A 22,806-nucleotide genomic window follows, 5' to 3' on the forward strand; every position below is an offset into this window, starting at 1 on the left:
GCTTTTGCGTCCGTTATGTCGTCCCGCACATCCAATCTCTCTCGCGTTTGCGAGCGGAGCGTGGTGGCGACGTGACGCTTTCGTCTCACGTCAGGGCGACTCCACGCGGTGAGCACGGGACTAGAGTGCGTGCAGCTTGTCGGGTTCGCTGACCTCGACTAGCCTGCTATGGCTATCAATCACTCGCTGCGCTGCGATACCCATTTGATGCCAGAACGCTCGACCACCCGCTATGGCAAGGCGCTGCAGCGCCTGCGCCAGGCCTTTTCCCCGTTGAACCTGGCGGCGGCGGCGTGGCTGATTGCAACATGGGCGTTCGTGGCGTTTCAGCTCGTGAGCGAGCGGGACCGCTTGCTGCATGACGCCGCGGAGCGTACCCAGGCGCAGGCCCAGGCGTTCGGCGCGTACTCGAAATCCAGCATCCTGCGGCTGTCCGAGTTCCTGCTCGATCTGCGGGCCAGTTGGCTGGTCGGCCAGCCGGGATTCATCGACATGGTGCGGGAGCGGGAGAACCTGGTGGTGGACCTGTCGTTCCAGGTGTCGGTGATCGACAAGCATGGCCTGCTCATCTACTCGTCCATCGCCCCGCCCACGCCCGGCCAGAAGGTCGACCTGAGCGGGCGCGAGCATTTCCGGGTCCATCAGAACGCGGGCGGGCGCGACATGCTGTTCATCAGCGACCCGGTGAAGGGCAAGGTCTCGCGCAAATGGTCGATCCAGTTCACGCGCCCCATCCTGCGCGCGGGCAGCTTCGATGGGGTCATCGTGGTCTCGGTCAGTCCGGAGCAGTTCGCCAGCTTTGCGCAGACGTTCATAAACCGCGATGGCGAAGTGGCGTCGGTCATCAAGACTTCCGGCCAGGTCCTTGCGCGCGTGCCGACCCTGGAAGGCACGCTGGCCAGGGCGGTCAGCAACAGACCGTACCTCGCCAGCGGGTCGCCGCCGTCCGGTAGTTATCGGGCGGTGTCGGGCTCCGAAGGCGTGGAGCGGATCTTCGGCTATTACCGTTTGCCAGAGTTCGGCCTCAATTTCGTGGTGGGCGAGTCGGTCAGCCTGGTGCTGGCGCCCTACGAGGTCTATCGCCGCGTGGCCCTGGCCGGTGCCATGGCTTCCACGCTGCTGCTTGGCCTGTTGTACTACAGCCTGCGCCGGTCCATGGGGGAGCGACGGCGCCATATGGAGGAGATGAAGCTGGCTTCTCTGGTCTATTCATCCAGCAGCGAGGCCATGATGGTGACCTCGCTCGATGGCGCCATCATCGACGTGAATCCGGCCTTTGCCGCCGCCACCGGCTATACAGCCGAGGAGATCAGGGGCAGCCCGGGCTACAGCGTCAGCGGGGCAGGCAATGCGGCGAGGCTGGTCGAACGCCTGCGGGCCACCGTGGCGGCCACGGGCAGATGGAGCGGCGAACTCTTCATCCGCCGCAAGGACGGCAGCGAGTTTCCCGCCTACCTGACCGTGGATACCTACCTGGCCCACGCGTATGGCGAGCGCCGCCGCGTTGCGCTGATCCATGACATGACCGAGAAACGCCAGGCGGAGGAAGTCATCCGGCACCAGGCGAATTTCGATGCGCTCACGGATCTGCCCAACCGCCGCCTGTTCTTCGACCGGCTGGAGCAGGAGATCGAGCGCTCACGCGGGACGCAGGATGTGCTGGCGCTGCTGTTCATCGACCTGGATCGCTTCAAGGAGGTGAACGACACCCTCGGCCACGACCAGGGCGACCTGTTGCTGCTGGAGGCGGCGCGGCGCATTGCGGCATCGGTGCGCGCGTCGGATACCGTGGCGCGGCTGGCCGGCGACGAGTTCACCGTGATCCTGCCCGCGGTGGGCGATGCCGGCGTTGCCGGGGACATTGCCAAGGCCATCCTGGAGCGGATTGCCGCGCCCTACCGCCTGGCTGGCGAGCTGGTTGTGGTGTCGGCCAGCATCGGCGTGGCGACCTGGCCCAAGGATGCCGACAACGCCGAAGCCCTGCTGGTGTGCGCCGACCAGGCGATGTTCGCCGCCAAGGCTGAGGGCCGCAATCGCTGGAAGGTCTTCACCCAGGCGCTGCTGCAGGTGGAGCGGGAGCGCCTGCGCATCACGCAGGATCTGCGCACGGCGCTGGCGTCCGGGCAGTTCGCGCTGCACTACCAGCCCATTGTCGATCTGAGCACGGGCAAGATCTGCAAGGCCGAGGCCCTGATCCGCTGGAACCATCCGGTGCGCGGGCCGATCCACCCGGCCGATTTCATCGCCGTTGCGGAGGAATCCGGCCTCATCATCGACATCGGCCGCTGGGTGCTGACCGAAGCGCTGGACCAGCTTGCGCGCTGGCAGGTGCTGCTGGGCAAGGGCTTCCAGATCTCGGTCAACAAATCACCCGTGGAGTTCTGCGCGCCTGCGAGCGGGCCCGAGTCCTGGTCCAGCATGATCGAGCGCAGGAACGTGCCGGTGGGCAGCCTCGTCATCGAGATCACCGAAGGCTCGCTGATGGAGCAGAACGCCGATGTCATGGACCAGCTCTCCCGCTTCCAGGCGGCCGGCATCGAGATCGCGCTCGACGACTTCGGCACCGGCTATTCGTCCTTGTCGTACCTGCGGCGCCTGGACATCGACTACATCAAGATCGACCAGTCCTTCGTCCGCTCGCTGACGCGGGGGCCGGACGACGTGGCTTTGTGCGGCGCCATCATCAGCATGGCGCATGCGCTGCGCATCCGGGTGATTGCGGAGGGTGTGGAGACGGAGTCGCAGCGGGACATTCTGGTGGCTGCGGGTTGCGATTACGGGCAAGGGCACTTCTTTTGTCCGCCGGTGGAGGCTAGGGCGTTTGAGGCGTTTGTGAGTGCGGTGACTTGAGGCGAGCGGCGTGCTTCAGTGGCACCGGGGCTCATCTGCGCTTCGTCCTTGCGCTCACGAAAGCCTGAATGCAATCCAGCCATGCCCAAGCGCGAGGCCAAGTGCAAATACCACGACGCCAGCGATGTATGAGGCGGCCAGACGCCTGCGATACCTATGTCGCCGAAACCATGCGATGAGAACCACGGCCAATCCCAGGAGCAGTAGCAACGCCGCGACCAGCAAGGCAGCCGCCAGATATACAACAGGCGCGCCGGTATACAAGTCGCCGCGCTGAAACGGCGTCAACAGCAGTGCCGCCGCGTAAATGACTCCATCCAGTGCCAGGAGCACTGCCACGAGATCGACGCTGCGCACAAGCAGCGGTTTCAGGCTCATCGCAATCCCTCTGATGCCAGCCGCTGTGCCAGTGCAGCCCATCGCTGTTCGCTGTCGACGACGACATGGGCATAGTAGAAATGGCCCTCGCCTCTCCCAGCTACCATTTGCCTGGCGAGCTGCGGTGCGCACGCAACGAGGTCAGCCCATGGCATGCCTGCATAGATGGGATCGCCGAAGCGGGTCAGATCGACTATCACAACTTTGCGTATGCTCTTGTGCTGTTGAAGGTCAGTCAAAAAATCCTTGTCTATCGGTGAGCCTACCAGCACAAGGTGGTCTATGACATGGCCAGCGCGCGCATAGGACCATGCAGTCTGCGCCGCCAGCAGGGAACCGTAGCTGTATCCGATCAGGTTGAATTGTGGCGCCTCCGCGGCCATGCCGCTGGTGATCGTCCACTCGCCATCATCACGGTAGCGGATGCTTAAGCCGGAACGAATCGCATCCAATATGGTTCCAGCCGGCTTTAGCGCGTCCGGAATGTCCGCAGCGGCTGAATTCGTCAAACCTGCAAAGCAGTACGCCATGCCCGCCTTCCGGAATGCTGCCAACTGAGGCTGAACATACGCACCGTCAAGCCCTGCGCCGCCCCAGTAAAGCGTGCCACAGGGTCGCAGCAGATAGACCTTGACCGGGCTCCTGTCCTCGATCGGCGTCAGCTGAACATTCACGGTCTTTACTGGCTGCATGGCTCAGGCGTCCTCACCGTAGATTTCCAGCTTCGCGATCTCAGCTGCGTCGGCGGCGAACTGCCTGGTGAAGCCACCGGCATCAGTACGCCCCTCAAAATATCCGACAGCCCCCGTCACCCGATACTTCCGGTGGGTCAGCGGCACGGATGTCACTCCGTCCAGCAATTGAATCTGCTGATCGTATTGAGGACAGTTGCACTGAAAGAGAGGCCACGCGGTAACGGCTTCCGGCATCGGCATTGCGGCTTCCGCCCCCGTACTGCACACCTCAATCGCGAAGTCCGCTTGCGACGGCAGGACAACAGGTCTTCTTGCACATTTGCAGTAGACCCGTGCGCCGCTCACCAGAATCTGCTTTCCGCCAATATCAAAGGATGGGTAGCAATCGTTCATCACGCGTCCGCCGCTCTTGCATGCCGGGCAGGTGGCATAGTCACCTTCGATGCCGACGATGGCTCCGTGATGTGACATGGTTGTTCCTGCGGCGATGAGCACACCGCCTGTGCTCGTCTTGTCTCCGTTCCGCAAGGCATAACGAAAATCTGGCATGGCGCCTCTCCAGGGAGTTCAGGTCAATACAGCGTATGGGGCAAGGCCTCTCAGCTATACAGAAACGTGAATTCGCTGGGTACACGAAAAGTCCAAGCGATAGGCGGAATTTTCGGCAAGACGCATGTGCCTGATTCTCGGCAACGTGTTTAAGGGTATTCGCCCATGGCTGATACAACACGCACAAGCAGGTTTCGGTGATCGGGGGCTTGGGCTTGAGCTTGACTGGACACCGATGCATCAACTTGCAGCACAACCACCGGGCCACAACCAAAGCGGCGCGAGACCAGCTCGCGCCGTTTTACTGTCAGGCCTGCATTGCGCAGGCCTGTCCCTCGTCAAGCAAGCGCCTGCAGGCGATCCGCGCACCGGTCGATTTGCCGCTTGAGCGGCGAAATCAGGGCGTGCAGGCCGATGCTGTCAGGGGTATCGCCGGCCTGCAGGTCCAGCAAGGTCAGGACGGACTGGAAGCCGGCGCTGACGCGCAGAAGATCGTCGCTAACTTCGAGGATGTGGTCATCGAGGGTGACGGCTTTGCTGGGTTGCGGTGGGGCAGCCTTGGCGCGGCGGCGGAACTGGGCGCGGTCGACTTTGGCCAGGTTTTCGGCTAGCTGGGCTTGTTTTTGGGCGAGGGTGGGCTCTTGGGGAGCTGGGGTGTTGCTAGTCATTGCGACCTCCGTGTGTAAGAGATGGAGGCTCGCCGTCCGCTGTCAATCGGGTGGGCGAGCACGAGGCAGGGTTGACAGACCGGTACACACGAACCGGCGAGCCCGAAGGCTCCCCCGCCGCGACCCGCCCGTATGGGCGTGCGTTGGCGAAAGACGAGAGGATACCGCTTCGTAGCTCGTCCGGTGTGTAGGTCAGGCTGTCAAACCTGGTCGACCATTGGTGTGGCGACACTGACAGTCTCCAACGGCAAGTCGCCGGGAACAATGCAGCGGATTCTCAAAACAACCGAGCCGGCCAACCGGAACTAACCGTATTTGTGACACCGAGCATCGACATCAACATCTAGCCCAAGGACGGCATCGGCCAGAACCAATTGCTGATGCAGGCAGATCTGGCCATGTACGAGGCCAAGGACGAAGGCAAATCAGTTTTACGCTTCTTCGCCGCGCCGACGACTGCGGCCTTTCGCGGGCTGTCATGGCGCTGACGGCAAGAGGCGCAATGGCGCGCGGCGAAGCCGTGGCGCCAATGGCTCTGGGCGGCAGGCTGGGGCGCCTTTGCCGCGTGGCTGGTGACCGTGGGATGGTTCTTCCATGGCATCCGCAGCGGCATGGAACCCGCCATGCCCCGTGCATCGCCGCCCGCAGCCATCGTCGTGCTCGGTTGCGGCTTCCCGGACTGCGAGGCCTCGCCAACGTTGATGGCAAGACTGGAGCAAAGCATGGCGCAAGCGCGCCGCTGGCCGTCGGCCAATGGGCGACGGACAAAAAAGGAGCCGCTGCGCGGCTCCGTCCGGCGTGTGTTGGGCAGGCTGCTAAACCTGATCGTCGTTGTTTCGGCGACAAATCGTTCTCGAGCACCCACGTCGGAGGGGTCAATCAGACCAACCAATTAGCAACTAATTTTGACATACTGAGTGATCAGTCCTACCTATGGGCGTGAGCAGGCACCGCTCAGCCTCGTCTGACGACGAACTCGATGGCTGATCCCTGACGAACAATGAAAGCACTACCTTTCGCTGACGAACCTGCGTATTCCGTGACGCCGTGGCAGGAAGCCTGGCGTCAACACGGTGCTACTGAGTCGGAGCGATATTTGACCAAGCTCGCGCGCCGCGCGTTTTTGACCTTGTGGAGCTACCCAAACGTTTATACGGACGAAGGGCGAGGAGGTGGGACCGGCGACGGTAAAGAGTTGTGCGACCTACTTGTTGTGTTCGGCGATCACATACTCCTGTTCTCTGACAAGGAGTGCGAGTTCTCCGAGCATGCCGATCCCAAAGTAGCGTGGTATCGCTGGTATAGGCGAGCAATAGAGAAATCAGCCAAGCAGCTTGCCGGGGCTGAGGCATGGGTGAGACGCTATCCGGGTCGCATCTTTGTCGATCGGCAGTGCAGGCAGCAATTGCCATTGGATCTTGTCCGTCATGAGCATCTGAAGATCCATCTCATCGCGGTGGCGAAAGGTTCCGCGAAACATGCAAAAGCACATTGGGACGCTTCGGGTAAAGGGAGCTCTGGTAGCCTCATTCTGAATACTGAGATTCGTGGCAGCGAACACTTGGCCCATCCATTTAACGTGGGTTGGCCTCTTTCATGTCGCAAGATGGTTCACGTATTCGATGATGAGACACTAGATATAGTCCTACAAGAACTTGACACCATTGCGGATTTTGTAGCGTATTTGGACGAAAAAGAAAGGCATCTCACCTGCGGACATGCTGAATTTCTCGTCCTCGGCGAAGAGGAACTGCTTGCTTTCTATTTGAAACAAGCACGCCGCCTTCCCGAGGTCCCTGAAGGGGCGCTAGCAGTTATTGGCGAAGGTGAATGGAAGAAGTTCAAATCAAGCCGCCCCTATCGAAAGCAGCTGAAGGCGAGAAAGATCAGTTATCTATGGGATGATATTATTGAGTACCAGATCTCCCACATATTGGCGGGTTCGGCGTATAGCATCGACGAATCCCAATCGATCACGGATATGGAAACTGTTCTGCGCGCAATGGCTGAAGAACCCCGCCACATGCGCACTCACCTAGGCGCGGTTCTACATCGTGCCCGCAAGATCGGGAGAAGCGGCAAGCGCTACGCAACGGCCGTAAAGGCAAGCGGGAGTCAGGATCGAGCGTACGTCGTGATTTCGCTGCCGAAACCCTCCAAGGTGAATTACGATGAATATCGAGAGGCTCGCCAATATCAACTGGTAACTTATGCCGAGGGATGCAAATTGCGGCTTCCGCAGATCCGGGAAGTTATTGGTATTGCGTTTGAACCCTACAGCACGAAGACGATCTCAGTCGACTTTATGCTAATGCGATTTCATGATGATGTGCTTGACGCCAGCTGGCGCATTGACATTGAACGACGGCTTCAACAGGAGGACATGTGGCGTCGGGGGATTGCATGAACGGTGTGCTAGAATTGATCAATTATCAGAAAATTAAATCCAAATTTTTAACGCCCACCATATTTCCTTTATCGCCAGGACAATCCATATATTTATTCAATGCGAATCTCGCTTGAGTTCGCAAGAAGGCTTCAACACACCAAGAGACGGGCTTTCTGAATACATATAGCGGCTTCAAACCTTGTGTGTCTTTTCCGCCAAGTGTAATATACGAATCAAACGTTTCTCACCGGTTTTCGTTATCAAACGAATTTTTAGTTTATGATCAAACAGATTGAGTATCCTGCCAATTTTTTGGCTTGATTCGCACCTTACTATGATTTTTACTTCCAAGGAAATAGAAATGCGAATCGCATCAAAATTGCATGACGGACGCATCAATGCAACGAATTATCTTATCGAGATAGCGATCGGTGATTATATCGACCTAGCCAGACGCGTTCTAGATAATAATGAATTCCAACGAAAACGTGTATCCAATTCAAAGACTGTTTATTCTTTGCTCAAGACGGATGCGGCCCAAGGCTGCGTGATACCGCCAATTGTGTTAGCACTGTCTTCCTCCGAACCAACTGAGTTAACCAATGAAAACCTGAGCGATGCCCTGGTAAGGCACGTCGGAAATATAATGATTCTGGACGGGCTGCAGCGCACTCACTCCTTCATAGATATTGAAGATGAACTGAATCGAAAAGGCGATGAGGTCGGTCTAGCCGCGTACCGAAAGCTTCCGATAAGGTGCGAAATTTATCTCGGAATTAATCGACTCGGCATTTTGTATAGAATGCTTACGCTAAACACTGGGCAAACCCCAATGTCATTGCGCCAGCAGATCGAGATGCTCTATCTGGACTACTCCAAAGAGCCGATCGACGGAGTCTCCCTGATGCGAGAAGTCGATGGATCGAAAGCAAAGGGGCTCAGCTCGTATAACTTCAAAGAAGTAATAGAAGGTTTTAACTGTTATCTCGAAAGAAATGAATTACCACTTGAGCGCGCCGATCTCCTCGAAAATATAAAGAGCCTCGAAAAACTTTCGCAGGAAAATTCCCAAAAGGACTTGTTTCGGGAGTACGTAACATCGTTTAATCGTTTCATCCAAAGAATCAACGATTTGACGGGAGATGAGCTTCTCGAGGATGAGCCGGGAACCGAGGGCGGCGCATGGGGGAGAACTGGCACACAGGTGTTCAAGAAGCAACAAGCGCTCGCAGGATTTGGTGCGGCCATTGGAAAGCTGAAAGACAATGCCGTAATCAACGGATTCCCCGATGTAATGGCGGTCTTGCAGGAGATTAATTTGGGATCCGAACCGCTGAGCTTCTTGACGGAGTTCAACAAAACAATGCGATGGATTTCTGAAAACGCCAAAAAAATCGGCAATGCACAGCGCATGTATTTTCAATATTACTTTCGCGAGCTATTTAATCCCTCAAGTGATGGCCATCTAAATTTGACAGATGCCATTGCACTTGCTCTTCAGAAATACAAGAGCCAAGTATTCTGAAGGTGTCATCGTGCTAAAAATACGTACTGACAATGGGGAGTCGGCAGCCTTCCATGATATGTGGTGTACGACGGACCGAAACAGGGTTCATGCGATCGCGCGTTCGAACGATTTTGAGTCTGATATTTCTGTCACGAGTCAGTACGTCAGTCACCACTCGAAAGACTACCTGATTTTCTTTTTAGCGAGCACGGATCCCAGAGAAGGGCAAATTTTCAATTTACGAGATACGGCTCTTGATGAACGGGTCGGTCTTATAACGCCAATCAATGCTATAGGTTCGCGCGAACACATCTGGAGTGAGGACGAGTACTTCGAAGCGGTAGCTGCATCGGTTTTTTGGGACCTGCTTTCAGATACGAACGGCTACTCGATAGATGCCCCGTTGACGTCCGCTAGAGAGTATGTCATTTCCGATTTCTATGATCCCTGCCTTTCACTGCTTGTTGTCAATCCTCGAGCATTTCCGGATTTTGACATTGAGAGATACCTGCCTGGCTTATTTTCATATGGATATTCTTTATACATCCCAGGGCGCCAGGTCAGTAGCGGCTTTACATTTAAAACCCTACCCACCGGAAAAGATCTTCGAATCCCGCCAGTTCATGACCCATATTTGGGGGAAGGATACCTGAAGAATCTTTACACGGCCATGTTGCCTTATGAGCAAAATTCTATTGCCGGATTTTTGCTGCAGTATCAAGTGTTCGAGATGTTGATGCAGATGATATTTACCGAGAGATTGACTGGGTTTAAAGACGCGGTCAATAAATTCACCGGGACTGCTTCGGATCTTCGCGAGATTCTAGATCAAGTTCAGAAACTGAGCGCGGAACGGGATAGAATCAAGGCATCTATCGATGCGGCGGGCGTGAACGCAGGACTCCTAAAGGACTTGGGGATTGCGTGTAAAGAGTTGCTTGCTGATTCCGGGAAATTTCTTCGAAGCGAACAGGTGAGCGATCTAGTCTACGATGTCAGAAATCTCATTTTTCACAACTATCGCTCGATTCCAACAGGGAGTCTCTCAAAGATTGAGATTATCAATGCGGAGTTGGTATCGGCGATGCCACGATTACTAGCTCGACCGAAGCAGATCAAGTCGGTCTAATTGCGATTAGCCCAGCTCATGGACGAACACGACTGGGATCGTATGGGCATGCGCGCATGCCGGACTCCGCACGCTCACGCTCATTTCCCGAGACCCGACGATAGCCGCAACTCGGAAGGTACAGTGGCACTCCGAACCGAATCCGCAAGGTCCGGGTCGTTGGCATACCTAGCTCCGTGCGCAACTCCATCACCCTCGCCCCCTCACGGAGAATCTCGTTGTCCATCGTCTTCTTGCCAAGTAGACACTGCAAACCCTGATTTGCTTGAGTGCACTGGGCAGCTCCGATGCAGGTCTGCCCCTCGCCCGCGCTGTTACAGACGGCGCCTTGTAGGAGCTCCCCCCGCTTGGGGTTCCCCCCGCTTCCGATTTGTAGACGCGCATGCCCGGCTAAGCGTCGATTTCTACGCCGTCTAGCTTCGCGAGAAGGAATTGGGGTAGTCTTGTCACATTTGTGTCCAAAATGTGAGAAATGGAGCCCTTCGATCCCCTCGCCGTAGAAAATGTCGGCGTCACTCTCGCTGTCGAGCTGCTGGATCAGCCCCTCTACCCCCTGCCCCCTCCTACGTCCTTCGCTGGGGCTGGTGTCTATGCCCTTTACTATACGGGTAGCCATTCCGCGTATGCGGCGTTGCTCGGCCTCGATGGCGCAGGCGGCACAAAGTACCCTGTCTACATTGGGAAGGCGGTGCGTGAGAACGCAAAACAAGGCTTCAATCCCAGACCCACGACCAAGGCCAAGATCTGGGAGAGGCTTGGCGAACATGCTGAATCAATCCGCGCCATCGAGGAGGCAGGAATCGATCCGGACTTCCGGCTAGAGGATTTCCGCTGCCGCTACCTCGTACTGAACGATGCGTACATCACACTCGCGGAGTCAGTGCTCATTGCGACCTTCCGCCCCGCGTGGAACGGCATGGGGTTCGGCAGCAAGGTTGTCGGCGGCGAACGCATGACAGGCCGCCCGTCCCTGTGGGATTCGCTTCACCCGGGCCGCGGCGGTCGGCCAACGGGTACCGTTGAGCGCGGTCAACTTGCGCGGAAGAAGATTGCCGAGAGCATCGAAAAGCTCGCGGCAGAGCCCGGGGATCCACGCTCGGCTAAGATGCTGGAGAAGATCAGACGGTTCCTGTGAGACGGTCGCGCACCTTCTGCACGACAACGTGAGCGAGCCTCGTCGGGACAGCGTTCCCGAGTTGGCGCATTGTTTCACTCCAGGAGCCGTGGAAGATCATCTCGTCAGGGAATGTCTGGAGTCTGGCAGACTCGCGCACAGTGAAATAGCGGACGGAGCCATCTGTCCGACGAAGCATGTTCTCACCGCCAGGGACACCGTGGACGCCGGCCTTCAGAGTCTTGGCAGGTTCATCGAGCGGGCTGCCCGTGTGTCCCGGATAGCTGCGAGCACCGGGCTGGAAGCGATGGTCGGAAAACCGTGCTGCCGCGAGCAAGGGGTGCAGCTCGGGATCGGGAAGATCGGCGATTGCGTCCCGCACCGTCAGCCATGGCGACTCGACAGGTTGTTCACGTAGCCTCATTGCACGGGCCTTACCCTTCGCGTCATTGGGACGACTGCGCCTGGAGACTTTATGCCTGTCCCAATATTCCTCGGTTCGCCATTGGGACCACAGCAGCGCATCGTGCGAGTGGGTGTGATCCGGAAAGTGCCACTCCACGCCGGTATCGGCTCGGAATCCGACAATAAGTACCCGCTCACGCTTCTGAGGAACTCCGTAGTTCGCCGCATTCAATACCCGCATGACGACGTTGTATTGAAGGCCTCGGTACTTTCCACGAGTCTCGTAGTCTTCCAAACGGTCAAGGTGTTCGTGCCAAGTTTCCTTGGACTTTGCCTTAACCTCGGGATGCCGAAGTTGGAGACGAATGTATTCTAGGTAGTTCGCGAAGCTGGCACGAGTCAATCCCTTGACGTTTTCAAAAACGAAGGCCCGGGGCCGAAGCTCCCTCACTGCGCGAATGGCTTGTGGAAACATGTCTCGGTCATCAAGGTAGGCCCTATGCCGGCCGCCCATTGAGAAAGGCTGGCACGGTGGTCCACCAGTTACGATGTCGATGGAACCACTGATCTCCGAAAAGTTGACTTGTCGCACGTCTCCCTGAATCAGAGGCCAACTCACGAAGGGCTCGAGCCCTGCCTTCTGGTTCTCGCGTATGGTGTCGCATGCCCATTGGTCCCAGTCGACCACGAGCTGAGGTTTAAAGCCTGCCTGGCTGACCGCCATGCCTAGCCCACCAGCCCCTACAAAAAGTTCGACTGCATTCATGAATTTAGAAACTCGCTAATCCTAGTTTTGAGAGCCTCGGTATCGCGCACTTGGCATTCCCAGAGAACCATTACTTGCCAGCCCATTGCTTCCAGTCGCTCTTGCGTCTTGGCGTCGCGCTCTGCGTTCGAAACAAGCTTCGGTAGCCAGAAGTCCAATCGTGACTTGGGCAGCCGTGCCAAGCGGCAATTGGGGTCGGCGTGTCTGTGCCAGAAGCATCCATGGACAAAGATCACCTTTTTCCGAGAAGAAAACACCAAGTCGGGCTTGCCGGGCAAGTCCTTCTTGTGAAGACGGTAGCGATAACCCATGCCATGCACAATCCGACGAACGACCATCTCTGGACGTGTGCCAGTCGACCGCACTCGGCTCATTCGCTCACTGCGTTCCCTTGGAGTCAAAGTGTCCATGCACCTTCGCTTAAATCTCGTACGATGGCCACACCGACAATGCCAAACGCGCCCTGAGGGCACGCTCATCCAAAACATGAACCTTACCGCAAGGCGACAGCGGAGTCAGCTGTGCAACAAAAAAAGGCAGCGCCTTGGTGGTCTGCCCTTTTTTGGTCCCCACGGCGGCGGCCGCCACAGGGATGTAGCGACCTCCGGCGCACATAGATTTAAGCTACGCCATCAAACATCAATATTCCGCGCAACCAACGCATTAGATTCAATAAAATTCCGCCGCGGCTCCACCTCATCCCCCATAAGGGTGGTGAAGATTTGGTCGGCAGCAATAGCATCCTCAATCTGCACCTTCAGCAGCCGTCGTTGGGTGACATCCAGCGTCGTCTCAAACAGCTGCTCAGGATTCATCTCACCCAGACCCTTATAGCGCTGACGCGAAACCCCACGCTCAGCCTCAGCCAGCAGCCATTGCATAGCCCCGTGGAAGTCGTTGACCGTCTGATCGCGCAGCTTCTCGCCTTCACCACGCTGTACCTTGGTGCCTTCCGGCGTCAGCCCCTGGAAAGTCTTTGCAGCATTGGACAGCGCAGCGTAGTCAGCCCCGTGAACAAAGTCGGCATCCAGATGTGACAACCGCACATTGCCATGATGACGCCGCGCAATCATCAGTCGATGCTTGTCAGTCTTCTCATCAAACTGCGCATACACATCAGCCGTACCATCGTCGTTGACGGCAGCCCCAATCAACGTCTTGGCATGCATCTCCGCCAGCTTAGCCTTCAGCGCCACCGCCGAAGCCTCCGCCGCAGCAGCACTATCCAGATCCAGCGTCACGCCATCCGCGATAGCACGGAGCGCGTCCGTATCCACAACACGCGACAGACGGCCAATCACGCCTTCAGTCAGCTGGTACTGGCGAGCCAGTTCGGTCAGCGCATCCCCACTGATCTCCGACCCATCCGGCCGCACCAGCACAGCCTTCTCCATCGCCAGCTTCAACAGGTAAGCATTGAGCTCGACATCATCCTTGATATACCGCTCTTCCTTGCCATGCTTGATCTTGTACAGCGGCGGCTGCGCGATATACACATAACCGCGCTCGATGATGTCAGGCATCTGCCGATAGAAGAACGTCAGCAGCAGCGTGCGGATGTGTGAGCCGTCCACGTCCGCGTCGGTCATGATGATGATGCGGTGGTAGCGCAGCTTGTCCAGGTTGTAGTCGTCCTTGCCGATGCCGGTGCCCAGCGCGGTGATCAGCGTCAGCACTTCCTGGCTGGACAGCATCTTGTCGAAGCGGGCGCGCTCTACGTTCAGGATCTTGCCCTTGAGCGGCAGGATGGCCTGGAACTTACGGTCGCGGCCCTGCTTGGCGGAGCCGCCTGCGGAGTCACCCTCGACCAGGAAGAGTTCGGACTGGGCCGGGTCTTTTTCCTGGCAGTCGGCGAGCTTGCCGGGCAGGCCCATGCCGTCCATCACGCCCTTGCGGCGGGTCATTTCGCGGGCCTTGCGGGCGGCTTCGCGGGCGCGGGCGGCGTCGACGATCTTGCCGCAGATGGTCTTGGCGTCGTTGGGCGTTTCCAGCAGGAAGTCGGTCAGGGCCTTGCTGACCAGTTCTTCCACGGGCAGGCGCACTTCGGACGAGACCAGCTTGTCCTTGGTCTGCGAGCTGAACTTGGGCTCGGGCACCTTCACGGAGAGCACGCAGGCCAGGCCTTCGCGCATGTCGTCGCCGGTGGTTTCCACCTTGGCTTTCTTCGCGACTTCGTTCTCTTCGATGTACTTGTTGATGACGCGGGTCATCGCGGCGCGCAGGCCGGTCAGGTGGGTGCCGCCATCCCGCTGCGGGATGTTGTTGGTGAAGCAGAGCACCTGCTCGTTGTAGCCGTCGTTCCACTGCATGGCCACTTCCACGCCGATGCCGTCTTTTTCGGTGTTGGCGTAGAAGATGTTGGGGTGCAGGACGCTCTTGGCGCGGTTGATGTACTCGACAAAACCCTTCACGCCACCGGAGAAGGCAAAGTCTTCTTCCTTGCCGGTGCGCTGGTCGAGCAGCTTGATGTGCACGCCGTTGTTCAGGAACGAGAGCTCGCGGATGCGCTTGGAGAGGATCTCGTAGTGGAACTCGACGTTGGTGAAGATTTCTTCGTCGGCCAGGAAGTGGACTTCGGTGCCGCGCTTGTCGGTGGCGCCGATGACCTTCATCGGGGAGACTTCAACGGGCTGGCCGTCCGGGCCGGGCACGGTCTCGACGATGCGGTTCTGCACTTCGCCCTTGGCGAACTCGATCAGGTGGACCTGGCCGTCGCGGCGCACGGTCAGGCGCAGCCACTTGGAGAGCGCGTTGACGCAGGACACGCCCACGCCGTGCAGGCCGCCGGAGACCTTGTAGCTGTTCTGGTTGAACTTGCCGCCGGCGTGCAGCTCGGTCATGGCGATTTCGGCCGCGCTGCGCTTGGGTTCGTGCTTGTCGTCGAACTTGACCAGGGGCGGGATGCCGCGGCCGTTGTCGACGATGGAGATCGAGTTGTCGCTGTGGATGGTGACCTGGATCTCGGTGCAGTAGCCGGCCAGCGCTTCGTCGATGGAGTTGTCCAGCACCTCGAACACGAGATGGTGCAGGCCGGTGCCGTCGGAGGTGTCGCCGATATACATGCCCGGGCGCTTGCGTACCGCCTCCAGGCCTTCCAGGATCTGGATCGAGGAGGCTCCGTAGGTGTTTTCCTGTTGCGGTTTCTGCTGTTCGGTCATGTCTTTCCTACTTGCGGCGAATGCGGGATCGGGGCCGGGCGGGCATGGCTGGCATGCCGGCGGCGGGGCGCGATGGGTCCGCATGGCGGGTTACTAAAAACGGCAAAAGGGGCGGATCGTCGTAACGATCCTGCCCCCGCGGCGGGATGGTCATCCCCTGGACGTTCCGGCCGGGGCCGGGTGTCGTAGCGTGCCGTTTGCTGCTCCGGTTGCTGTCTGCGCTGGTTGTGGCACAGGTCCTGTCACCGGATCATCAGATGCGCATCGGCATGACGACGTACTTGAAGTTGTCGTCGTCCGGCACGGTGATCAGCGCGCTCGAATTCGAGTCGCCGAGGCTGACCTGCACTTGCTCGGTCTTGAGGTTGGCAAGGACGTCGAGCAGGTAGGTCACGTTGAAGCCGATATCGAGCGCGTCGCCCGAGTAATCGAGTTCCAGCTCTTCCTGCGCCTCTTCCTGGTCGGCGTTGGTGGAGCTGATCTTGAGCATGTGCGTGTCGAGGATGCAGCGCACGCCCTTGAATTTGTCCGTCGTCAGGATCGCGGTGCGCTGCAGCGCCTGCTGCAGCTGCACGCGGTCGATCGCGAAGGCGTTCTTGTAGCCCTTGGGGATCACGCGCTGGAAGTCGGGGAACTTGCCTTCGACCAGCTTGGAGATCAGTTCGATATTGGCGAAGGTGAACTTGACCTGGTTGGCGGCCAGCTGCACCTGCACCGGATCGTCGTTGTCTTCCAGCAGGCGCTGCAGTTCCAGGATGGTCTTGCGCGGGATGATGACTTCCTGGCGCGAGCCCACGCCGCTGGCTTCCTGCTCCAGTTCCACGCCGCAGTAGGCCAGGCGGTGGCCGTCGGTGGCGACTGCCATGACCTTCTTGCCTTCCACCACCAGCAGCATGCCGTTCAGGTAGTAGCGGATGTCCTGCTGCGCCATGGCGAAGTGGACCATCGCCAGCAGGTGCTTGAAGGTCTTCTGCGGCAGCGTGACGCTGGCGTTGAATTCGCTGGCTTCGGCAACGGTCGGGAATTCTTCGGCGGCCAGCGTCTGCAGGGCAAAGCGGCTCTTGCCGGATTGCACGGTCATGCGCTTGTCGTTGAGCGACAGGGCCACGTCGCCGTCGGGCATGGCACGCAAAATGTCCAGCAGCTTGCGCGCGGCCACGGTGGTGGCGACGCTGTCGCTGCCGACGCCGCATTCCGCATGCGTGGTGATCTGGATTTCGATGTCGGTCGACAGGAAGGATACGTTCGACCCGGACTTGCGAATCAGCAGGTTGGCCAGGATCGGGAGGGTGTGGCGGCGCTCCACGATGCCGCTCACGATTTGCAGCGGACGCAGCAGGTTGTCTCGCGAGGTTTTGACCAATTGCATTGAATTTATCCTTCGTCGTTTGTAATCGGCGACCGCAGAACGCAAACAACTCCAAATTCACTTAGGAATCAAGGAGTTAATGTGCCATTGTACCAAGGATAAGCCGCTGCGGTGAAGCGGGGCGGGACCGGCCGGCGGGCCAGCTGTGCCCAAAAAGCCACGCTGGCGCCCACCGTACTTGCCATCCCGTCCCGACTCACCGCAAAGCCTTATCAGTGGCCACTTTCCGGACACTTGCCCCGGCGTCGCTGACGTTAATTCCCCAGGCGCCACGGGATGTCCGTGGCGCGCACCCTACAGTATGCCAGCCCGGCGGAGCTGGCCTTCCAAAACACCTTCCCGGACCAGGCCCGGGCACCGGCCGCGCATCAGCCCTTGAGCGTCTGCTCCAGCACGTGCAGCTCGTGGTTGAGCTGCGCGTCCTTGCTGCGTTCATCGGCGATCTTGCGCACCGCGTGCAGCACGGTGGTGTGGTCGCGTCCGCCGAAGAGCTCGCCGATCTCGGGCAGGCTCTTCTGCGTCAGCTCCTTGGCCAGGTACATCGCGATCTGGCGCGGCCGTGCAATATTGGCAGGCCGCTTTTTCGAATACATGTCAGCGACCTTGATGTTGTAGAAATCCGCGCAGGTCTTCTGGATGTTCTCCACCGAGATCTGCCGGTTCTGCACCGTCAGCAGGTCCTTCAGCGCTTCGCGCGTCACCTCGATGGTGATGTCCTTGCCGTGGAAATTGCTGAACGCCAGGATCTTGCGCAGCGCGCCTTCCAGCTCGCGCACGTTGGAGCGCAGGTGCTTGGCGACGAAGAAGGCGACTTCTTCCGGAACGTTCACGTTCTCGGCGGCGGCCTTCTTCATCAGGATCGCCACGCGCATTTCCAGCTCGGGCGGCTCGATCGCCACGGTCAGGCCGGAATCGAAGCGCGAGATCAGGCGGTCGTCGATGCCGGTGATTTCCTTGGGGTAGGTATCGCTGGTGATGATCACCTGCGCCCGGTTGGCAATCAGGGCCTCGAAGGCGTAGAAGAACTCTTCCTGCGTGCGGTTCTTGCCGGAGAAGAACTGGATATCGTCGATCAGCAGCAGGTCCAGCGAGTGGTAGTAGCGCTTGAACTCGTCGAACGCCTTGCGCTGGTAGGCCTTGACCACGTCGGACACGTACTGCTCGGCGTGGATGTAGCGGATGCGCGCGCGCGGGTTCTCCATCAGCATGTGGTTGCCGATGGAGTGGATCAGGTGGGTCTTGCCCAGGCCGACGCCGCCGTACAGATACAGCGGGTTGTACGACTTGCCCGGGTTGTTGGCGACCTGGATCGCGGCGGCCCTTGCCAACTGGTTGGCCTTGCCGGTGACGAAGTTGTCGAACGTCAGGATCGGGTTCAGGCGCGAGCGCTCGTGGACCGTGTCGCTGGGCTGGTGGCCGGGCATCGGCGCGGCGTTGCCCATCGCGGCATGCGGATGCTGGCCCTGCTGCGGCGCGCGGTAGGAGCGGGCGCTGGCTTCGGCGGGGTCCATCTGGACCACGTCGATCTCGCCCAGGTCGGCATTGTGCTGCGGATGGTGCTGGCCGGGATGCTGGCCCATGCCCTGGCCACGCGCGCCGGCCGGAACCGGGGCGGCGGACGGCATGCCGGCCGGGTTGCCGTAGGGAGGCTGGCCCAGGCCGTACGCGGCCGCGGTGGGGTATTCGCCATAGCCGGGCTGCGCCGGCTGGCCGGGCATGGCAAACGGGGCCTGGCCGCCCATCGGCTGGGCGGGCTGGGCGCCGGGATAGCCGCCCACGCCCGTACCCGGTGCTGCGTGATGTTCCATGCGGTCCATGCCGCCCGCGCCCATGCCAGGCTGGGCCGGCTGCATATAGGCAGCGGCGCGGCCCGACGCGGCGGGATCGAGCACGAACTGGACGCTGACCTGCGCTTCCCAGTACTCGCAGGCCAGTGCGGTGATGCGCCCCGAAAACTGGCTCTTGACCCAGTCGAGCTTGAAACGGTTGGGCGCAGCAATCCGCAGCGCGTGCGTTTCTTCATCGAACGCAACGGGCGCCAGCGGCTTGATCCACGTTTTGAACTGTTGCGGCGTCAGCTCGCGCTCGAGTTGCGCGGCTGCCGCCTGCCAGAAATCTTGCATTGTTTGTTGTTGGGTAATCGCACCCGGCGCCGCCTTGCCAGCAGCACCGGGTACGCCACGGGCGGCGTATGCGCCGCGCGATCCGGGCCGCCCCGACCGTATTGCGAATCAATACTGCTGGTCGAGGCCTCCGCGGCATGCCATGCAGCCGCCAGCGAACCTTCAGGTCCGCCGCACTGGCGTGCGTAAAGTCATGCGTTGCCGCGGTGGGGGCCCGGGTTGCGCCTGCGCCACGCAGCCCGTGTTGTGTTTGGACCCGGATTGTACCCCCGCCCCTGAGTTATCCACAAAGGATAAGTCTGTGGACAACTTGTGCAAATGCAGTGGATTGATGTGCACAACCCCAGCTGCGATGCGGCTTTCCGGGGTGGTGAAATGGGCAAAAATTCAGGCAAAACAGGGACTTCGCCTGTGGATGACCGCGGTAGAGGTGCCCCTCGGGACACTTTCAGTTACCCACCGGCCGTTGTGGACAATGGCGCACCAGACGCCGCGCGGCGGTGTGGCAATTGTGCCGTCGCACACAGACGGGCGCCTTGACAGCGTCGCGGAAAATCGTTTAAATGGCGGGTTCTGCGATGCGGCAGGGGATCACGTATGCGCATCGCCGGGTCTGGCCTGTCCGTGCCGTCCGCGCCCACAGGCTACCAGCCTGCAGCGCGCGCCCTTCGGCCGGCAGCTAAGACAGAACCAGAATCGTCGGACACGCCGCTGCAGTTCCCTCGCAAGCGGCAGCCCCATGCGAACCATACGCGGCGGCCACGGCACCCCGGCACCGGCCGGAGTCGGGCGAGCCAAGATCAACCAGAGAGTGCAACATGAAACGTACCTACCAACCTTCCGTTACCCGCCGCAAGCGTACCCACGGTTTCCGCGTGCGCATGAAGACCCGCGGCGGCCGTGCCGTCATCAACGCTCGCCGCGCCAAGGGCCGCAAGCGCCTGGCCATCTGAGGCCCGGGCGACCGGCCTGACGGCGCGCCCGGCGCCGGCTGCAGCGTACCGCAGCCATGCCGCGCGGCCGTCAACGCCCACCGCCCCGGCTTCAGGTCGGCCGGCAGCTTGCCGCAGGGCGCCGCTTTGCGCCAGCAGTCTTACTTGCCAGCGCTTGCCAGTGTCACCCAGCGTGTCAGCCCATGCCTTCCCCAAAGCCGCGAGGCTTACAAAGACGGATGAGTTTTCATCCGTTTTTGCTTTGCGGCCCCGGCGGCGCAGCACCCACTTCGTGCTCTATGTACGCCCCAACGACCGGCCGGAAGGCCGCCTGGGCGTGGTGGTGGGCAAGAAGTTCGCGCCGCGCGCCGCCGAGCGCAACCTGGTGAAGCGCATGGCGCGCGAGCTGTTCCGCCAGCGCCGCGAACAACTGGCGGGCCGCGACGTGCTGCTGCGCCTGCAAGCGAAGTTTCCGCGCGCGGAATTCGCGACGCGCGCGGCGGTCCGAAGGGCATGCGCGGCGGAAATCGCCAGCCTGCTCGAGGTAGCGGCCAGGCCACTGCCGCCACCCGCGCCGCCTGCCTCGCCCCCGGCACCGCCCACCGCGGCGCCAGCGGCGAGCCCCTCGCAAAGCCAGCCACCAGGCCAGCCAGCCTGACCGCCCCGCCATGAAGCGAATCCTGCTAGTCCTGCTGCGCGTCTACAAGATCGCCCTCAGCCCTTACCTGGGCTCGCAGTGCCGCTTCCTGCCGACCTGTTCCGACTACGCCCGCGACGCCATCGTCCATCATGGCGCCGCGCGCGGCAGCTGGATGGCCGCCTGCCGGCTGTGCCGCTGCCATCCTTTCGCCCAAGGCGGGTATGATCCCGTGCCGGGCACGGAAGCTGACACGCCAGTCCATGCCGCCACTGGCCATGCGCCCGTGGCAATCCGTCTGCCCAGACCCTGATTTTTCCGACCACAGCCAGACATGGATATCAAACGCACCATCCTCTGGGTCATCTTCTCGATGTCCCTCGTGCTGCTCTACGACAACTGGCAGCGCGCCAACGGCCATGCGTCGATGTTCTTCCCGAGCACGACGCAGCAGCAGGCCGCTTCGGCGCCGGCCGCCAGCGGCGCGGCCGCGCAGGGCGACGTGCCCAAGGCCAACGTCCAGGCGGGCGCAGCCGCGCCGGCCGCGGGCGCCGCGCCGCAGGCCGCGGCCCAGCCCACCGGCGAGAAGATCGTGGTGACCACCGACACGGTGCGCGCCGAGATCGACACCGCCGGCGGCATCGTGTCGCGCCTGGAGCTGCTCAAGGAGCATGAGAACGACGGCAAGCCGGTGGTGCTGTTCGAGCGCGACAAGGTGCGCACCTACATGGCCCGCTCGGGCCTGATCGGCGGCGACCTGCCCAACCACACCACGCTGTTCACCGCGACCCCGGGCCCGCGCACGCTGGACGGCGCGGACCAGCTGCAGGTGGTGCTGAGCGCCGAGAAGAACGGCGTGAAGCTGGTCAAGACCTACACCTTCCGCAAGGGCAGCTACGTGGTCGACAGCAAGTTCGACGTGACCAACGCGGGCACCGCGCCGGTCTCGCCTACGCTGTACCTGGAACTGGCGCGCGACGGCACCAAGGTCGAGCAGTCGCAGTTCTACAGCACCTTCACCGGTCCGGCGGTCTACACCGACGCCGACAAGTACCACAAGATCGACTTCGAAGACATCGCCAAGGGCAAGGCCACCGTGCCGGCCGCCGCCAACAACGGCTGGGTGGCGATGGTGCAGCACTACTTTGCCTCGGCCTGGATCCCGCAGACCGGCAAGGAGCGCAGCTTCTACGTGCAGCAGATCGATCCGCACCTGTACCGCGTGGGCGTGCAGCAGCCGTTGGGCGAACTGGCACCGGGCGCGAGCGTGAGCACCGATGCGCGCCTGTTCGCCGGCCCGCAGGAAGAGCACATGCTCGAGAAGATCGCCCCGGGCCTGGAGCTGGTGAAGGACTACGGCTGGCTGACCATCCTGGCCAAGCCGCTGTTCTGGCTGCTGGAAAAGCTGCATGGCTTCCTGGGCAACTGGGGCTGGTCGATCATCGCGCTGACGGTGCTGATCAAGCTGGTGTTCTTCCCGCTGTCGGCGGCAAGCTACAAGTCCATGGGCAAGATGAAGGACCTGCAGCCGCGCATGACGTCGATCCGCGAGCGCTACAAGAACGACCCGCAGAAGATGAACCAGGAGATGATGGCGCTGTACCGCACCGAGAAGGTCAACCCGCTCGGCGGCTGCCTGCCCATCGTGATCCAGATCCCGGTGTTCATCGCGCTGTACTGGGTACTGCTGTCGTCGGTGGAAATGCGCGGCGCACCGTGGCTGGGCTGGATCAAGGACCTGTCGGTGCCGGATCCGTTCTACATCCTGCCGATCGTGATGGCCGTGTCGATGTTCGTGCAGACCAAGCTGAACCCGACCCCGCCGGATCCGGTGCAGGCCAAGGTCATGACGATCATGCCGCTGGTGTTTTCGGTGATGTTCTTCTTCTTCCCGGCCGGCCTGGTGCTGTACTGGGTGGTGAACAACATCCTGTCGATCGCGCAGCAGTGGCAGATCAACCGGATGCTGGGCAAGGGCAAGGCCGCGGTGGTGGCCAAGAGCTGAGCCTGTTGCAAGATGCGGTGATGGAAAGCCCGGCAGAGATGCCGGGCTTTTTGTTTGGTTGATCGCTGATGGCGCAGAACTGTCGCGCGGTTTGCTCCCCTCTCCCGCGCGCGGGAGAGGGGAGCCTCGTTT

At 60.3% G+C, this 22,806-nt stretch carries 18 protein-coding genes; 9 read left to right on the forward strand and 9 right to left on the reverse strand.

Translation table 11 applies throughout. The annotated features are described in order from the left end of the window. Positions 1–207: 207 nt before the first annotated feature. A complete protein-coding gene (locus GA0116996_RS20675) occupies positions 208–2,850 on the forward strand; it encodes a bifunctional diguanylate cyclase/phosphodiesterase (RefSeq protein ID WP_092315558.1) in 2,643 nt (880 codons plus the stop codon). 54 nt (positions 2,851–2,904) lie between these two features. On the opposite strand, the gene GA0116996_RS20680 is transcribed toward GA0116996_RS20675, so the two are convergent. The 4 genes from GA0116996_RS20680 to GA0116996_RS20695 form a co-directional block, all read right to left on the reverse strand. After that, complete coding sequence (locus tag GA0116996_RS20680) at positions 2,905–3,228, reverse strand: hypothetical protein (protein ID WP_092315344.1); 324 nt, start codon at positions 3,226–3,228, stop codon at positions 2,905–2,907. Next, entirely contained in the window at positions 3,225–3,920 is a 696-nt protein-coding gene (locus tag GA0116996_RS20685; protein WP_092315346.1) for a hypothetical protein, read from the reverse strand. The genes GA0116996_RS20680 and GA0116996_RS20685 overlap by 4 nt, the downstream gene beginning before the upstream one ends. A 3-nt stretch (positions 3,921–3,923) precedes the next feature. Beyond that, on the reverse strand, positions 3,924–4,472 hold the full coding sequence (locus GA0116996_RS20690) for a PAAR domain-containing protein (RefSeq protein WP_092315348.1): 549 nt from the start codon (positions 4,470–4,472) through the stop codon (positions 3,924–3,926). A 338-nt stretch (positions 4,473–4,810) separates the two neighbouring features. Continuing rightward, positions 4,811–5,140 carry a DUF1484 family protein gene (locus GA0116996_RS20695; protein ID WP_092315350.1) on the reverse strand — a complete coding sequence of 110 codons (330 nt, stop codon included), beginning with the start codon at positions 5,138–5,140 and terminating at the stop codon, positions 4,811–4,813. A gap of 1,096 nt (positions 5,141–6,236) precedes the next feature. On the opposite strand from GA0116996_RS20695, the gene GA0116996_RS28100 reads away from it, so the two are divergent. The 4 genes from GA0116996_RS28100 (at position 6,237) to GA0116996_RS20715 (ending at position 11,300) form a co-directional block, all read left to right on the forward strand. Next, a complete protein-coding gene (locus GA0116996_RS28100) occupies positions 6,237–7,547 on the forward strand; it encodes a hypothetical protein (protein ID WP_141693751.1) in 1,311 nt (436 codons plus the stop codon). 343 nt (positions 7,548–7,890) lie between these two features. Beyond that, positions 7,891–9,054, forward strand: a complete 1,164-nt coding sequence (locus GA0116996_RS20705; RefSeq protein WP_092315354.1) for a hypothetical protein — start codon at positions 7,891–7,893, stop codon at positions 9,052–9,054. Beyond that, complete coding sequence (locus GA0116996_RS28105; protein ID WP_141693752.1) at positions 9,014–10,165, forward strand: hypothetical protein; 1,152 nt, start codon at positions 9,014–9,016, stop codon at positions 10,163–10,165. Before GA0116996_RS20705 ends, GA0116996_RS28105 begins: the two co-directional genes overlap by 41 nt. Before the next feature lie 472 nt (positions 10,166–10,637). After that, on the forward strand, positions 10,638–11,300 hold the full coding sequence (locus GA0116996_RS20715; RefSeq protein WP_092315358.1) for an Eco29kI family restriction endonuclease: 663 nt from the start codon (positions 10,638–10,640) through the stop codon (positions 11,298–11,300). Here the strand turns inward: GA0116996_RS20715 and GA0116996_RS20720 are convergent. The 5 genes from GA0116996_RS20720 to dnaA form a co-directional block, all read right to left on the reverse strand. After that, positions 11,284–12,450, reverse strand: coding sequence for a DNA cytosine methyltransferase (locus GA0116996_RS20720; RefSeq protein WP_092315360.1), 1,167 nt, complete (start codon positions 12,448–12,450; stop codon positions 11,284–11,286). The two genes, GA0116996_RS20715 and GA0116996_RS20720, sit on opposite strands and share 17 nt — an antisense overlap. Next, the gene (locus GA0116996_RS20725; protein ID WP_341845115.1) at positions 12,447–12,938 is read right to left on the reverse strand and encodes a very short patch repair endonuclease; all 492 of its coding nucleotides are present in this window, start codon (positions 12,936–12,938) and stop codon (positions 12,447–12,449) included. The genes GA0116996_RS20720 and GA0116996_RS20725 overlap by 4 nt, the downstream gene beginning before the upstream one ends. Before the next feature lie 144 nt (positions 12,939–13,082). Beyond that, positions 13,083–15,608 (reverse strand): DNA topoisomerase (ATP-hydrolyzing) subunit B, encoded by a 2,526-nt coding sequence (gene gyrB / locus GA0116996_RS20730; protein WP_092315364.1) that lies wholly within the window; start codon positions 15,606–15,608, stop codon positions 13,083–13,085. A 253-nt stretch (positions 15,609–15,861) separates the two neighbouring features. Then, positions 15,862–16,977: a DNA polymerase III subunit beta gene (gene dnaN / locus GA0116996_RS20735; protein ID WP_092315366.1), complete on the reverse strand. Its 1,116-nt coding sequence runs from the start codon at positions 16,975–16,977 to the stop codon at positions 15,862–15,864. Positions 16,978–17,345: 368 nt separating this feature from the next. Then, a complete protein-coding gene (gene dnaA / locus GA0116996_RS20740) occupies positions 17,346–19,100 on the reverse strand; it encodes a chromosomal replication initiator protein DnaA (protein WP_092315368.1) in 1,755 nt (584 codons plus the stop codon). Between the two features lie 818 nt (positions 19,101–19,918). Between dnaA and rpmH the strand changes: the two genes are divergently transcribed. The 4 genes from rpmH to yidC all read left to right on the forward strand — a co-directional run bounded on the left by rpmH (position 19,919) and on the right by yidC (position 22,674). After that, positions 19,919–20,053 (forward strand): 50S ribosomal protein L34, encoded by a 135-nt coding sequence (rpmH, locus tag GA0116996_RS20745; protein WP_008650850.1) that lies wholly within the window; start codon positions 19,919–19,921, stop codon positions 20,051–20,053. A gap of 172 nt (positions 20,054–20,225) precedes the next feature. After that, positions 20,226–20,690: a ribonuclease P protein component gene (gene rnpA / locus GA0116996_RS20750; RefSeq protein WP_092315370.1), complete on the forward strand. Its 465-nt coding sequence runs from the start codon at positions 20,226–20,228 to the stop codon at positions 20,688–20,690. A gap of 10 nt (positions 20,691–20,700) precedes the next feature. Further along, positions 20,701–20,982: a membrane protein insertion efficiency factor YidD gene (yidD, locus tag GA0116996_RS20755; RefSeq protein ID WP_092315372.1), complete on the forward strand. Its 282-nt coding sequence runs from the start codon at positions 20,701–20,703 to the stop codon at positions 20,980–20,982. Between the two features lie 21 nt (positions 20,983–21,003). Next, a complete protein-coding gene (yidC, locus tag GA0116996_RS20760) occupies positions 21,004–22,674 on the forward strand; it encodes a membrane protein insertase YidC (protein WP_092315374.1) in 1,671 nt (556 codons plus the stop codon). The last annotated feature ends 132 nt before the right edge of the window (positions 22,675–22,806 follow it).

Origin of the sequence: Cupriavidus alkaliphilus (assembly GCF_900094595.1) — a bacterium.
In the GTDB taxonomy this organism is placed as follows: domain Bacteria; phylum Pseudomonadota; class Gammaproteobacteria; order Burkholderiales; family Burkholderiaceae; genus Cupriavidus; species Cupriavidus alkaliphilus.

What these genes read in the sequence shown, in the direction of transcription:
- GA0116996_RS20675 (WP_092315558.1), top strand. Translation starts at nt 208, where the DNA reads ATGCCAGAACGCTCGACCACCCGCTATGGCAAGGCGCTGCAGCGCCTG.
- GA0116996_RS20680 (WP_092315344.1), bottom strand. Translation starts at nt 3,228, where the DNA reads ATGAGCCTGAAACCGCTGCTTGTGCGCAGCGTCGATCTCGTGGCAGTG.
- GA0116996_RS20685 (WP_092315346.1), bottom strand. Translation starts at nt 3,920, where the DNA reads ATGCAGCCAGTAAAGACCGTGAATGTTCAGCTGACGCCGATCGAGGAC.
- GA0116996_RS20690 (WP_092315348.1), bottom strand. Translation starts at nt 4,472, where the DNA reads ATGCCAGATTTTCGTTATGCCTTGCGGAACGGAGACAAGACGAGCACA.
- GA0116996_RS20695 (WP_092315350.1), bottom strand. Translation starts at nt 5,140, where the DNA reads ATGACTAGCAACACCCCAGCTCCCCAAGAGCCCACCCTCGCCCAAAAA.
- GA0116996_RS20705 (WP_092315354.1), top strand. Translation starts at nt 7,891, where the DNA reads ATGCGAATCGCATCAAAATTGCATGACGGACGCATCAATGCAACGAAT.
- GA0116996_RS20715 (WP_092315358.1), top strand. Translation starts at nt 10,638, where the DNA reads ATGGAGCCCTTCGATCCCCTCGCCGTAGAAAATGTCGGCGTCACTCTC.
- GA0116996_RS20720 (WP_092315360.1), bottom strand. Translation starts at nt 12,450, where the DNA reads ATGAATGCAGTCGAACTTTTTGTAGGGGCTGGTGGGCTAGGCATGGCG.
- GA0116996_RS20725 (WP_341845115.1), bottom strand. Translation starts at nt 12,938, where the DNA reads ATGTTTTGGATGAGCGTGCCCTCAGGGCGCGTTTGGCATTGTCGGTGT.
- gyrB (WP_092315364.1), bottom strand. Translation starts at nt 15,608, where the DNA reads ATGACCGAACAGCAGAAACCGCAACAGGAAAACACCTACGGAGCCTCC.
- dnaN (WP_092315366.1), bottom strand. Translation starts at nt 16,977, where the DNA reads ATGCAATTGGTCAAAACCTCGCGAGACAACCTGCTGCGTCCGCTGCAA.
- dnaA (WP_092315368.1), bottom strand. Translation starts at nt 19,100, where the DNA reads ATGCAAGATTTCTGGCAGGCGGCAGCCGCGCAACTCGAGCGCGAGCTG.
- rpmH (WP_008650850.1), top strand. Translation starts at nt 19,919, where the DNA reads ATGAAACGTACCTACCAACCTTCCGTTACCCGCCGCAAGCGTACCCAC.
- yidD (WP_092315372.1), top strand. Translation starts at nt 20,701, where the DNA reads ATGAAGCGAATCCTGCTAGTCCTGCTGCGCGTCTACAAGATCGCCCTC.
- yidC (WP_092315374.1), top strand. Translation starts at nt 21,004, where the DNA reads ATGGATATCAAACGCACCATCCTCTGGGTCATCTTCTCGATGTCCCTC.